Raw genomic sequence first — 12,323 nt, 5'->3', positions numbered from 1 at the left:
TTGATCAGGTCGGTGGGCGCATAGGTGGCGCCGCAGTTCTCGCAGTTGTCGCCGTATTGGTCCGGCGTGCCGCACTTGGGGCAAGTGCCCTTGATGTAGCGGTCCGGCAGGAACATCTGCTTGTCGGGATCGAACAGCTGCTGGATGCTGCGCTTGGCGATGTAGCCGCTGTCGCGCAGACGCGTGTAGATCAGCGAAGCCAGGTCGCGGTTCTCGTCCGAGTGCGTGGTGTAGTAGTTGTCGTAGCTGAAGTGGAAATCGGCGAAGTCTGCTTCGTGGCTGGCGCGCATGTCGGCAATGAAGGCTTCCGGCGAGACGCCCGCCTTTTCCGCCGCCAACATGATCGGCGTGCCATGCGCATCGTCGGCCGCCACGAAGTACACCTCGTTGCCCATCATCCGCTGTGCGCGGACCCAGATATCGGTCTGGATGTAGCCCAGCATGTGGCCCAGGTGCAGCGGGCCGTTGGCGTAGGGCAGGGCGTGGGTGACGAGCAGGCGTCGGGTCATGGGCGGCAGTGGTTCGCAATGGGTTTTGCATTATGGCATGCGGTGTCAATGGCGCTTCCCGGTGGCGGCGGCGCGCACGGATGATCGGACGTTTGCACGATGTTGCACGTTTGTGTACATTTGTGCGCATTGAAGGCAAGACGGGCAAGCTGTGAAAACGACTTCTGAAACCGCCGCTGCAGGCAACAGTGCAACATCGCTCCCCAGCGCTCGGCGGGCGACGCGGCTGATCTTTCTGGTTTCCGGCATCGCCATGTCGGCCTGGGCGCCGATGGTGCCTTACGTGAAACTCCGCCTCGGGCTGGATGATGCGCAGTTGGGTACGGCGTTGCTGGCGTTCGGCGGTGGTTCGATGCTGTCGATGCCGTTCGTGGGATGGCTGGCGCATCGGTTGGGCAATCGCACGATGATCCTGAGCGCAGGCTTGCTGATGTGTCTTGCGCTGCCTGTGCTAGCGCAGGTGTCCAGCGTGGCGATGCTGGTGGGCACCTTGCTCTATTTTGGCGTGATGCTGGGCGCGGTGGACGTCGCCATGAACGCTTATGCGGTCGAAGTGGAACGTCGTAGCGGCGATCGGCTGATGTCCGGGTTCCATGGTCTTTTCAGCGTCGGCGGCTTGACCGGCGCCACTTTGCTGAGCGGTTTGCTGGCACTTGGATTGCCGTTGCCCGGCGCCGCCGTGGCCATTGCCGTGATGCTGGCGTTGACCGTGCTGTGGCTGCGCGATGGCCTGCGCAGCGATGCATCTGCAACCACGATGGACGCCGAGAAGAAGACCCGGCTCGGCATGCCGCATGCGCTCGCCTGGTTGCTGGGGCTGTTGTGCTTCGTCAGCTTCATGGCCGAGGGCGCGATGCTGGATTGGAGTGCGGTGTTCCTGCGCGACGTGCGTGGTGTGGCGCAGGCAGCGGCCGGCTTTGGCTATGCGTGCTTTTCGGTAGCGATGGCGGCGGGGCGTTTTTGCGGCGATCGGCTGATTGCGCGCCACAGTCCCGCATGGGCGGTGCGCGTGGGCGCGGGCCTTGCCGTGGCGGGATTTCTATTGGTGGCGTGCGTGCCGCTGACGGTGGCCGCCTTGCTCGGTTTCGTGCTGATCGGCCTGGGCGCTTCCAACATTGTGCCGGTGATGTTCAGCGCCGCCGGACGTCTGGCTGGCACGCCGCCGGCCATTGCCATCGCGACCGTAACCACGCTCGGTTACGTGGGTCTGCTGAGCGGTCCGGCGTTGATTGGTTTCGTAGCGCATGCCAGCAGTTTGTCGACCGCTTTCGTCGCAGTGGCCGGCTTGCTGGTGCTGGTGGGTTTGTCGGCGAGGATAGTGCGGTGACGAATGGACGTATCGATACGGTGGTCTTCGATCTTGGCAACGTGCTGATCGGCTGGGATCCGCGGCGGTTGTATCGCCAATTGATCAACGATGAAGCGCACATGGAGTGGTTCCTGCGCGAGGTGTGCAACAGCGCATGGAACGAGCAACAGGATGCCGGCCGCCCGTGGACCGAGGCCACAGCACTGTTGCGCGCGAAGTTTCCCGGGCACGCCGAGCTGATCGATGCCTATCACTTGCGCTGGAAGGAAACGCTGGTGGGACCGATCGAAGGCAGCGTGGCGTTGCTGGCAGAACTGAAAGCGCGCGGCGTGCGTCTGCTCGCGCTCACCAACTGGTCGCAAGAGACATTTCCGGTTGCGCGACAGCTTTATCCGTTCCTGCAATGGTTCGAAGGCATCGTGGTGTCGGGCGAAGAGCGTCTGGTGAAGCCTGACCCGCGTATCTACCAGTGCCTGTTGGAGCGCTACGCGGTCGATCCCGCCACCGCGTTGTACATCGACGACTCGCAACGCAATGTGGCGGCCGCCGAAGCGCTGGGCATGCACGGCTGGTGGTTCCGCGATCCGGCTGGTTTGCGCGAACACCTGGTGGAACTCGGCTTGCTTGAGCACGAAACGCGAGCGATCAACCATGGCTAAGCTTGCGCCCGTCGTCGATCGCAACGCGCTTCCCGAGGAGCGCCAGCAGCGCATTCTCGCGCGGCTGCGTAGCGATGGACGCGTGGTGGCGGCCGAGCTGGCGGAGGCGTTCGAGGTATCGGAGGATTCGATCCGGCGCGACCTGCGCGAACTCGCAGCACAAGGTCTGTGCAAGCGCGTCTACGGCGGTGCGCTGCTGCCTGCGGTCACTTTGACGCCGCTCAAGCAACGGCGCACCGAGCATCCGCTGCGCAAGCAGGCACTCGCGCGCAAGGCGGTGAACCTGGTGAAGCCGGGGCAGACTTTGTTGATCGATGCAGGCACCACCAATGCCGCCATCGCGGCCGCGCTGCCGGTCGGTGCCGGATTCACGGTGATCACCAATGCGCCGCATATCGCGCAGTTGTTGTTGGATCGCGAAGGTTTTGACGTGCTGTTGATCGGCGGCCGGATTGTTCCTTCGATCGGTGGCGCGATTGGCGCACAGGCCGTCGAGCAGATAAAGCGAATGCGTGCGGACCTGTGTTTTCCCGGCGCCTGCGCGATCGATGCCGCACATGGCCTGTGGGGTTTCGACAGCGAGGAAACGCTGTTCAAGCGCGCGATGATCGATGCCAGCGACGAAACCGTGGTGGTTGCCACGGACGACAAGCTTGGCGCGGTGGCGGCGCATCAGGTGGCCGAACTCGCGCGCGTGCAGCATCTTGTCGTCGAGCATTCGGCCGATCGCGCCACACGTGCCGCTTTCGCCGCGCATGGCGTGATGGTGCACCGTGCTGAAGCCGTATCAGGCTGATACGGATAATAGGCGGGTACGAAATCCCAGCGTTTTATGCATCCCGATTCGGGTTGTCCTCTCAGCCCGCGGCGGCAGTCTTACGGCATGCGTTCCCACACCTGGCTGCGGCCAAGCAGCGAAAAGCCGATGTATCCATGCACATCCAGCTTTTGCCCGCCATCGGTCAGGCTCAGCTTGACGCTGTAGACCTTGCCGTTCTTCGGATCGAGGATCTTGCCGCCGTCCCACACGTCGCCATCCTTGCCGACGTTCCACATGATCACCATGCCCTCGATCGGCTGGTCCTTGCGTTCGCCATCGCACTTCTTGCAGACCGGATGCGGGCCATCATCGGAAAGCAGTACCTGCAACACCTTGCCTTGCAGCTTGCCGTTGTCGTCGGTGATCTGGATGATGGATTTCGGCTTGCCGGTGACGTCGTCGACCTGCCGCCAGGTGCCCACCGGGCTGTCGTTGGCGGCCCAGGCGATGGCCGAGCCCAGCAGTAGGCAGGCGGCGATGGCGAATTGCGGCAGACGTTTCATGATGATGAATCCCTACGTTGGCGTATGGTGCAGCCTGCCGAGCGGCGCCGGAATCGGTCAAGCTGCATTGCGCAAACCATGAGAGCCTGTTTGATGTCTCGGCGCAGCCCTCATAGCCCTTGAGTAGCCGCCATGCGGCCGCGCGCGGCAGGGCCCCGACGGCCAGTCTGGCGCTGTGCCCCGCGCGGCTACCTGACGACTGCTCAAGGGCTATGTGAACTACGCCGAGACATCAAACAGGCTCTTATCACGGCGAGTCGCCAGCCCCTGCTGGCATAATTGCATGTCCTGACCCACAGCCCCTTCTCCATGACGCAGGCGAACGAAGCCCTGGTGCGCCGGATTCTCGGCGACCTTATCGATCCTCACACCGGCGCGCCCTTGGCCGAATCGATTCGCGCCGTCGGCGTGGATGGCGCCAAGGTCTCGCTGGACATCCAGCTCGGTTATCCGGCCGCAGGCGCCGGTGAAAGGCTGGCTGCGCAAGCCCGGCAGGCGCTGGAAGCGGATGCGGCGATCGAGGCGGCGGTGATCTCCCTCTCCAGCCGCGTCCATGCGCACAAGGTGCAGGGCACGCTGGCGCCGCTGCCAAACGTGAAGAACATCATTGCGGTGGCGTCCGGCAAGGGCGGCGTAGGCAAATCCACCGTGGCGGTGAATCTTGCCCTGGCCCTGGCGGCGGAAGGCGCCAAGGTCGGCATTCTGGATGCCGATATTTATGGCCCCAGCCAGCCGCGCATGCTCGGTATCCATGGCCGGCCCGAATCGCCGGACGGCAAGACCATCACGCCGATGACCGCGCATGGCCTGCAGGCGATGTCGATCGGTTTCCTGGTCGACGAGGAAACGCCGATGATCTGGCGCGGCCCGATGGTCACGCAGGCGATGATGCAGCTGCTCGGCGACACGCGCTGGGACATGCTCGATTACCTCATCATCGATTTGCCGCCGGGTACCGGCGACATCCAGCTCACGCTGTCGCAGAAGGTGCCCGTGGCCGGTGCGGTGATCGTGACCACGCCGCAGGACATCGCGCTGCTCGATGCACGCAAGGCGCTGAAGATGTTCGAGAAGGTGGAAGTGCCGGTGCTCGGCATCGTCGAGAACATGGCCACGCACGTGTGCACGAACTGCGGCCACGAAGAACATATTTTTGGCGCGGGCGGCGGCGAGCGCATGGCGGAGCAGTACCAGGTGCCGTACCTGGGGTCGCTGCCGCTGGATATCCGCATTCGCGAGCAAGCCGATGGCGGCCATCCGACCGTGGCGGCGATGCCGGATTCGGATTTGGCCGCGCGCTATCGCGAGATTGCGCGCAACACCGCCGGCCGGCTCGCACGCCAGCCGCGCAACAAATCGCTGGGGCTCGGCAAGATCGTGGTGCAGGGCCAGCCGGCGGCATGAGCGCCGCGCGGCGGGTGCTTTGTTTTTCGGGCAGTCTCCGCCGCGTTTCATCCAACACGGCTGCGTTGCTTGCTGCGCGTGTGTTGGCTCCGCCAGGGCTTTCGTTGACGTTGTATAGGGGCCTTGGCGCGCTGCCGCTGTTCAATCCGGATGTTGAGAGCGAGCAGATACCGGAAGTTGTCCAGCAACTGCGTATGGCGGTGGGGCAAAACGATGCATTGCTGGTCGCTTGTCCCGAGTACGCCCATGGGGTGCCTGGCGCATTCAAAAATCTGCTCGATTGGTTGGTCGGCAGTCTGGAGTTTTCCGACATGCCGGTGCTGCTGATCAATGCTTCCGCGCGCGGTTCGCATCACGCGCAGGCCGCGCTGTGCGAAATCTTGCGGACGATGTCGGCGCGCCTGCTGTCGCCGGAGCCGCTCTTGGTGACCTTGCCGGGAGCAGGGTGCACGGTCGAGCAAGTGCTTGCCGATCCGGAGCGCTGCCGGGAGTTGACTACGGTGTTGGGATGTCTGAAAGCCGGTTTGGACGGGGCGAAGTGCTCCCCGTAGCTTGGGCTGAGGCGCAGCCGAACCCTGACTCCGGGATGTGGCATGGCAACGCTAGGGTTGGGCTGCACTTCAGCCCGACCCACGGAGACCGGGCGCAAAACATGCGCTGGCGCAACGCCCCATTCACCATGTATTTTTGCCGCTTTGCGCCTGGAGCAGCCGGGCGCGGCTGGCAGCACCGGAGTCCGCGTGAGCATCAAATCCGATAAGTGGATCCGCCGCATGGCGGAGCAGCATGGCATGATCGAGCCATACGAGCCGGGGCAGGTCAAGCTGCGCGGCGGCGACAAACTGGTGTCGTACGGCACCTCCAGCTACGGCTACGACGTGCGTTGCGCGCGCGAATTCAAGATCTTCACCAACATCAACTCCACCATCGTCGATCCGAAAGCCTTCGACCCGACCAGTTTCGTCGACATGGAAGCGGACGTGTGCATCATCCCGCCCAATTCCTTTGCATTGGCGCGCACGGTCGAGTTCTTCCGCATTCCACGCCAGGTGCTGACGGTGTGCCTGGGCAAGAGCACTTATGCGCGCTGCGGCATCATCGTCAATGTGACGCCGCTGGAGCCGGAATGGGAAGGCCACGTGACGCTGGAGTTCTCCAATACCACGCCGCTGCCGGCCAAGATCTATGCCAACGAAGGTGTCGCGCAGATGCTGTTTTTCGAGTCCGATGAGGAATGCGAAACCAGCTACAAGGACCGTGGCGGCAAGTACCAGGGCCAGCAGGGCGTGACCTTGCCGCGCACCTGAACGCGCTGTGCAAACCCTCCATCCCACCTTCTTCCGGCGGCGCTACACTTGCTTGGCTTCGCTGATATCTGCAGGAGATTTAAGCATGATCCGTCTTTCCACGCTGTCAACCCGCGGCGCCGCCGTGCTTGTGCTCGGTAGCTTGCTGGTGCTTGGCGGCTGCCATCGCGGCGCGTCCAAGGATGCGGTGGGAACCACTCAGACCCAAAGCCAGTTCGACCTGACCATGAAGGCTTACAAGAATGGTCAGTTCCTGATCGATGGTGCCGTGGTTTCCGCGCTCGATGCCGGCAGCCATTTCGCTTTCCTCAAGGAAACGGGCAAGTTGCCCAAGACGGTGCTGCTATTGCCGAGTGACGATTCGAAGATCCGCAAGCAGCATCTGCAGTACATGGCTCGCTTGCAGCTGGACTACGGTTTTGTTGCTTACTACGACGACGGTGGCAAGCTGGCGCGCATCAACCCCGTGGAGACCAAGGCGCGTGCGCTTGAGGATTACCATGCGCCGGCCAGCGCGCCGACCAGCGACAGCTCCAAGGATGCCAGCGGCAAGTCTTATGGCGACCAGGGTGGCAGCGACGCCTCCGGTGGTCACTGATACCGGACCTGACAGTATGTTGAAACGAAGCGCCCGTCATCGACGGGCGCTTCGTTTTGCAGCTGAGACATAGGTTGGGATTTCATCCCAGACTACGTGCGAAACGCGGATTGCAGTGTTTGCACCAGGGAAGACAGCGCATCGTCTTGATAGGGCTCCGCACGTCCATGTCCCCATACAGGCCCCGGCCACGCCGCGTCACCTTCTTTCCGCGCGACGATATGCACATGTAGCTGCCGCACGATATTGCCCAGCGCGCCGATATTGAGTTTGTCGCATGGTGCAACGTCACGCAGCGCCTTGGCGACCTGGTTGATTTCCTGCCACAACAAGGCTCGTGCCTGCTCGGGTAGGTCGAATATTTCCGTGCACCCGGCAACGCGCGGCACGAGGATCAACCACGGGAAGCGCGAATCCTTCATCAGCAGCAGCTCACACAAGGGCAGGGCGGCGATGTGCTGCGTATCCGCCCACAAGCGCGGGTGGAGTTCAAAATCGCTGCTGCTCATGCGTTGGCCAGGTACTTGTCAAAGAAAGCCATCGTACGCTGCAGTGCCAGGTCGGCGCTTTGCGCGTGGTAGTGGCTGGGATCGATATCGCGGTTGAACGCATGGCCGGCCCTGGGATAACTATAGACGTCCATCTGCGGCAGCATCTGGCGATGCTTGGCGACCATATCCGGCGGAATGGATTTGTCTTCTTCGCCGAAGTGAAACATCACTGGCGCCTTAGGTTGCTCGCCGAGGAACGGCACGTTGCGCGCACCGTAATAACTCACGGAAGGCAGGCCCAGGCGGATCGCCGAAACAAAGGCCACCGTGCCACCCCAGCAATAACCGACCGTGCCGATCTTGCCGGCGGAGTGGATCGCCTCGGCCGCGCTGGCGACATCTTCCACCGCGCGATCCAGCCCAAGTTCCATCACCAGCTGCCGCCCCTTTGCCATGCCTGCATCGGTGTATTCCAATTCGACGCCGGTTTCCAGGTGATCGAAAAACGCGGGCGCCACCGCGGTGTAGCCCAACGCGGCAAAGCGATCGGCCACGCTGCGAACGTGCGCATTCACCCCGAAGATTTCCTGGATCACCACCAGCCCGCCCTTGGGCTTGCCCTGCGCCTCGGCCACGTACGCGCCAATGCACTGCGTGCCGCTGGTGGGAAGATTGATGTGTTTGCCCATGACGAAATCCTCGAGCTGGAAAAGGGAAGCCGCGATGCGAGGCGCATAGTATGAAGCTTGCTCGCAACCGGCGCGATGCGGTGTGCAATTCGCATGAAGCCTGCATGTTGCTTGCGCTGGCATACGCCATGTCGTCATGAGTAAGATCGGCAACGCCATGCAGTGATCCGCCAACAGAGGATGTCCATGCTTCCCGATTCCGCGCTTCAGTCCATGAATGTGCTCTGGGCCACACCCAGCTATGTTTCCGCGGTATCCATGCACTACGTCACCAGCCTGTTCGAGCTGACGCATGAGTCCATTCGGCTCGGGCTGAAGTCGTCGCTCAATATGTATGCCGACAGCCTCGTTACGCGCGGCAGAAACGAGATCGTGAAGTTCTTCCTGATGCATGAGGAATACACGCACCTGTTCTGGATCGATGCGGATATCTCGTTTACACCCGCAGCGGCGATGCGCCTGCTGCTATCCGACTACGACGTGGCCGCCGGTGTGTATCCGCTCAAGCGCTTCAACTGGCCCGTGGATGGCGTGCCCGCCGGCACCACGCGCGAGTTGTTCGAATCGCTGTACACCGACTACCCCTTGAATGCGGTGGGCCATGGCGCCGAGCCGCTGCAGAAGTTCATGACCGAAGACGGCTTCGTCGAAGTCGCCGAAGCGCCCACCGGCTTCATGGTGATCAGGCGCGACGTTTTCACGAGGATGATGAAAGCCTATCCGGAATTGAACTACCGGCCCGACGGCCCGCCCAACAATCCGCAGCAACCGTATTACTGGTTGTTCTTCGACTGCATGGTCGATCCTGATTCGCGCCGCTATCTCTCCGAGGACTACGCCTTCTGCCGCCGCTGGCGCGACATCGGCGGCAAGGTCTACGCCGATATGCGATCGGATCTCGGCCATCTGGGACAACATGTGTTCCGCGGCAACCTGGCGGAGAGTATTCGGTTGCGCAATACCTGAGTGCTGCGAAGTCAGGTGGGGTGTGCTGTTTTTTTAAAAAGCCCGCCCCGCGTGGCAGTAGTCGCATCAACGGGCGATGTGCTGCTTAACCGTCATGTCCAGGCCAAGCACCTCCAAAACCGACAGCATGGTTTTCAGGGTTGGATTGCCATCTTCGCTAAGCATTCGATAAAGCGCCCCACGTGCAAGGCCTGTTTCCTTCGACACCTGCAACATACCTTTTGCGCGCGCCGCAATGCCAAGGCAGTAGGCGATGTGTCCTGGGTCTTTGGTCTGGAAAGCTTCGGCCAGAAACAATTCAATGGCCTCGTCTGAAGTAAGGAGTTCGGCAAGGTCGAGTTTGGTGAATTTTTCGGTCATTGGCATGGACTCCACGATTCGGCAAGTTTCTTGGCGAGAGTGATGTCTTTGTCCTGTGTGTTTTTGTCGCCACCGCACAGCAGAACGATGATCGATCGGCCGCTACGCTTGAAATAGAGGCGATAGCCCGGCCCGTAGTGAACGCGAAGCTCACTGATGCCTTCGCCAACCGGACTTACGTCGCCTGGGAGTCCGTTCACCAGTCGAGCAAGACGAACGGCAATGAACGCTGCGGCGCGAGCATCCTTGAGTCCCTTGCGCCACTTTTTGAAGGTGTCCGTTTCAATCAACTCCATCATACGAACAATGTCACATAAATGTGACATTGGGTCAATGTCAGCGCCTGTCGCGGCAAAGCGCTGGAAAGAGAGGCAGGCTAAAATGGACGTTTTTCGGCTGCGGCCTTACTTCCAGACGCCTGCTTGGCGCTACGGATCGAATAGTGAAAAGTTCTTTAAAGTCAATGATTAAGCATGCCGATATGACCGGCAATGCCACGCCCAAGGTGGGATTTGTTTCGCTCGGCTGCCCCAAGGCGCTGGTCGATTCCGAGCGCATCCTCACCCAGCTGAAGGTCGAGGGTTACGAGATCGTGCCCAGCTACGCCGCGGCGGATGCCGTGGTGGTGAACACCTGTGGCTTTATCGATGCGGCCGTGCAGGAGTCGCTGGACGCGATCGGTGAGGCGCTGCATGAGAACGGCAAGGTGATCGTCACCGGTTGCCTGGGCAAGCGTTCGGAGTTGATCAAGGAGGCGTACCCGGACGTACTCGCCATTACCGGTCCGCAGGATTACAACAGCGTGATGCATGCCGTGCATGCGGCGTTGCCGCCGCAGCGCAACCCTTTGCTGGACATCATTCCGGATACCGGCATCAAGCTGACGCCGAAGCACTACGCGTATCTGAAGATTTCCGAGGGCTGCAATCATCGCTGCAGCTTCTGCATCATCCCGTCCATGCGCGGCGACCTGGTGTCGCGTCCGGTAGATGACGTGCTGATCGAAGCCGAGCGCCTGGTGAAGGGCGGCGTGAAGGAGTTGCTGGTGATCTCGCAGGACACCAGCGCTTACGGCGTGGACGTGAAGTACGCGGAACGTACTTGGCGCGAGAAGCGCTATCGCACGCGCATGACCGATCTGTGCGAAGGGCTGGCAGAACTCGGTGCATGGGCGCGCCTGCACTACGTCTATCCGTATCCGCACGTGGACGAAGTGATGCCGTTGATGGCGGAGGGCAAGATCCTTCCGTATCTCGATATTCCGTTCCAGCACGCCAGTCCGCGCATCCTCAAGCTGATGAAGCGCCCTGGCAATATCGACAAGACGCTGGAGCGCATCCAGAACTGGCGCAAGCTGGTACCGGATCTCACGCTGCGCAGCACCTTCATCGTTGGCTTCCCCGGCGAGACCGACGCGGAGTTCGAGGAACTGCTCGACTTCCTGCGCGAAGCGGAGCTGGACCGCGTGGGCGCGTTCACTTACTCGCCGGTGGAAGGCGCCAAGGCCAACGAACTGCCTGATCCGGTGCCGGAAGAATTGAAGGAAGATCGCCTGGAACAGTTCATGGCGGTGCAGGCGGAAATTTCCGCTGCGAAGCTGCAGCGCAAGATCGGGCGCACCATCAAGGTGCTGGTCGATGGCGCGAGCGCCGAAGGTGCCATCGCGCGTTCGGCGGCGGATGCGCCGGAGATCGATGGCGTGGTGCACATCCATAACGGGCAGACGTTGAAGCCGGGTCAGTTCGCGGATGTGGTGGTCGAGTCCGCGGACGAGCACGACCTGCACGCGGCGCTCATCAGCTGACGCCATGTGGCCATGCGTTACGTTGCGCCAACGCGGGAGGCGGTCGATCCGGTCGTCTTTACGCATGCGCCGTTAAGTGAGTGGGGCCAATTCGGCGAGTGGCTGCAGGGGAAACGCTGGCCGTCGATCGATGAGCTCAACGCACGCTGGCCGTCGCATGCGCCGGAACGGTTTGCCGCACAGACGCGCGAATTGCTTGAAGATGGGTTCCATTACGAGGAACGCATCGCGACGCGTGGCTTGATCGCCACGCGCGAAGCGAACTGGCATGACCTGTTCAACGCGATGATCTGGTTGCGTTATCCGCAACTGAAGCGCGCGCTCAACCGCCAGCAGATGGCCCAGATCATGCAGGTTGGCCGGCGCGAGCGTTCGCGCCCGCAATGCGCGCAGACGCATTTCGACGAAGCCGGCGTGATCGTGACGGTGAAAGATCCAGCATTGCTGGCGCTATGGGATCGGCACGACTGGTACAGCCTGTTTTGGCGCCGGCGTGCGGCATGGGTGGATGGCTTGATGGCGGTGGAACTGTTTGGCCATGCCTTGCTGGAGCATGCATTGACACCGGGCAAGCTGTTGGTGGGCAAGGCGCTGGCAGTGACGGTGGATGAGCGCGTGGCACGAGCGGACGCTCTCGAAGGTTGCGCTGAGGCCATTGCAGAGGGCCGCTGGCTACGCGATCCGCAGGAATTGCGACCGCTGCCGTTGTCGGGCATTCCCGGCTGGCATGCAGCCGGCGAAGAAGAAGCATTTCACCGGCATGCGGCGTGTTATCAACCGCTGCGCGAAGGGCGGCGTTATCCCGCGCCCCTGGATCTCCGCAGCCTGGGGTAAGCGGAACGCGAACTCCAACTCCAACATGCGTCATGTCATGTGTACGGTGTCGGGATTCGCGTTCCGCTCC

At 61.9% G+C, this 12,323-nt stretch carries 16 protein-coding genes; 10 read left to right on the top strand and 6 right to left on the bottom strand.

Going from position 1 to position 12,323, the window contains the following annotated elements:
- Window positions 1-509 (bottom strand): class I tRNA ligase family protein (locus V7M64_RS04410; RefSeq protein WP_333677311.1); only part of this gene is annotated, 509 nt, incomplete at its 3' end.
- A 151-nt stretch (window positions 510-660) separates the two neighbouring features.
- Between V7M64_RS04410 and V7M64_RS04405 the strand changes: the two genes are divergently transcribed.
- Genes V7M64_RS04405 through V7M64_RS04395 form a run of 3 tightly spaced genes read left to right on the top strand, consistent with a single transcriptional unit; the run spans window position 661 to window position 3,273 of the window.
- Window positions 661-1,836, top strand: coding sequence for an MFS transporter (locus tag V7M64_RS04405; protein WP_333677309.1), 1,176 nt, complete (start codon window positions 661-663; stop codon window positions 1,834-1,836).
- Entirely contained in the window at window positions 1,833-2,477 is a 645-nt protein-coding gene (locus V7M64_RS04400) for an HAD family phosphatase (RefSeq protein WP_333677307.1), read from the top strand. The genes V7M64_RS04405 and V7M64_RS04400 overlap by 4 nt, the downstream gene beginning before the upstream one ends.
- On the top strand, window positions 2,470-3,273 hold the full coding sequence (locus V7M64_RS04395) for a DeoR/GlpR family DNA-binding transcription regulator (RefSeq protein WP_333677305.1): 804 nt from the start codon (window positions 2,470-2,472) through the stop codon (window positions 3,271-3,273). Before V7M64_RS04400 ends, V7M64_RS04395 begins: the two co-directional genes overlap by 8 nt.
- Window positions 3,274-3,353: 80 nt before the next feature.
- Here V7M64_RS04395 and V7M64_RS04390 read toward each other — a convergent pair whose 3' ends face one another.
- Complete coding sequence (locus tag V7M64_RS04390; protein WP_333677303.1) at window positions 3,354-3,800, bottom strand: DUF2147 domain-containing protein; 447 nt, start codon at window positions 3,798-3,800, stop codon at window positions 3,354-3,356.
- Window positions 3,801-4,109: 309 nt separating this feature from the next.
- Between V7M64_RS04390 and apbC the strand changes: the two genes are divergently transcribed.
- From apbC to V7M64_RS04370, 4 genes are all read left to right on the top strand, one after another.
- Window positions 4,110-5,204 carry an iron-sulfur cluster carrier protein ApbC gene (gene apbC, locus V7M64_RS04385; RefSeq protein WP_333677302.1) on the top strand — a complete coding sequence of 365 codons (1,095 nt, stop codon included), beginning with the start codon at window positions 4,110-4,112 and terminating at the stop codon, window positions 5,202-5,204.
- Entirely contained in the window at window positions 5,201-5,755 is a 555-nt protein-coding gene (locus V7M64_RS04380; RefSeq protein ID WP_333677301.1) for an NADPH-dependent FMN reductase, read from the top strand. The genes apbC and V7M64_RS04380 overlap by 4 nt, the downstream gene beginning before the upstream one ends.
- Before the next feature lie 189 nt (window positions 5,756-5,944).
- Entirely contained in the window at window positions 5,945-6,511 is a 567-nt protein-coding gene (gene dcd / locus V7M64_RS04375) for a dCTP deaminase (RefSeq protein WP_333677299.1), read from the top strand.
- A gap of 85 nt (window positions 6,512-6,596) precedes the next feature.
- Complete coding sequence (locus tag V7M64_RS04370; protein ID WP_333677298.1) at window positions 6,597-7,109, top strand: hypothetical protein; 513 nt, start codon at window positions 6,597-6,599, stop codon at window positions 7,107-7,109.
- 92 nt (window positions 7,110-7,201) lie between these two features.
- Here the strand turns inward: V7M64_RS04370 and V7M64_RS04365 are convergent, their stop codons facing one another.
- Entirely contained in the window at window positions 7,202-7,618 is a 417-nt protein-coding gene (locus V7M64_RS04365; RefSeq protein WP_333677296.1) for an HIT family protein, read from the bottom strand.
- A complete protein-coding gene (locus V7M64_RS04360) occupies window positions 7,615-8,289 on the bottom strand; it encodes a dienelactone hydrolase family protein (protein ID WP_333677294.1) in 675 nt (224 codons plus the stop codon). The genes V7M64_RS04365 and V7M64_RS04360 overlap by 4 nt, the downstream gene beginning before the upstream one ends.
- Before the next feature lie 213 nt (window positions 8,290-8,502).
- Between V7M64_RS04360 and V7M64_RS04355 the strand changes: the two genes are divergently transcribed.
- Complete coding sequence (locus V7M64_RS04355; protein WP_333677292.1) at window positions 8,503-9,255, top strand: hypothetical protein; 753 nt, start codon at window positions 8,503-8,505, stop codon at window positions 9,253-9,255.
- 66 nt (window positions 9,256-9,321) lie between these two features.
- Here V7M64_RS04355 and V7M64_RS04350 read toward each other — a convergent pair whose 3' ends face one another.
- Both V7M64_RS04350 and V7M64_RS04345 read right to left on the bottom strand, forming a co-directional pair.
- Entirely contained in the window at window positions 9,322-9,615 is a 294-nt protein-coding gene (locus V7M64_RS04350) for an addiction module antidote protein (protein WP_333677290.1), read from the bottom strand.
- On the bottom strand, window positions 9,612-9,914 hold the full coding sequence (locus V7M64_RS04345; RefSeq protein ID WP_333677288.1) for a type II toxin-antitoxin system RelE/ParE family toxin: 303 nt from the start codon (window positions 9,912-9,914) through the stop codon (window positions 9,612-9,614). The genes V7M64_RS04350 and V7M64_RS04345 overlap by 4 nt, the downstream gene beginning before the upstream one ends.
- Window positions 9,915-10,096: 182 nt before the next feature.
- Here V7M64_RS04345 and rimO point away from each other — a divergent pair, with 182 nt between their 5' ends.
- Both rimO and V7M64_RS04335 read left to right on the top strand, forming a co-directional pair.
- Window positions 10,097-11,419, top strand: coding sequence for a 30S ribosomal protein S12 methylthiotransferase RimO (rimO, locus tag V7M64_RS04340; RefSeq protein ID WP_333677287.1), 1,323 nt, complete (start codon window positions 10,097-10,099; stop codon window positions 11,417-11,419).
- 12 nt (window positions 11,420-11,431) lie between these two features.
- Entirely contained in the window at window positions 11,432-12,253 is an 822-nt protein-coding gene (locus tag V7M64_RS04335; RefSeq protein WP_333677285.1) for a DUF3025 domain-containing protein, read from the top strand.
- Window positions 12,254-12,323 lie beyond the last annotated feature (70 nt).

The organism is Dyella sp., assembly GCF_036746095.1.
Taxonomy (GTDB): Bacteria; Pseudomonadota; Gammaproteobacteria; order Xanthomonadales; family Rhodanobacteraceae; genus Dyella_B.
This window is presented reverse-complemented; position numbering and strand designations above follow the sequence as displayed.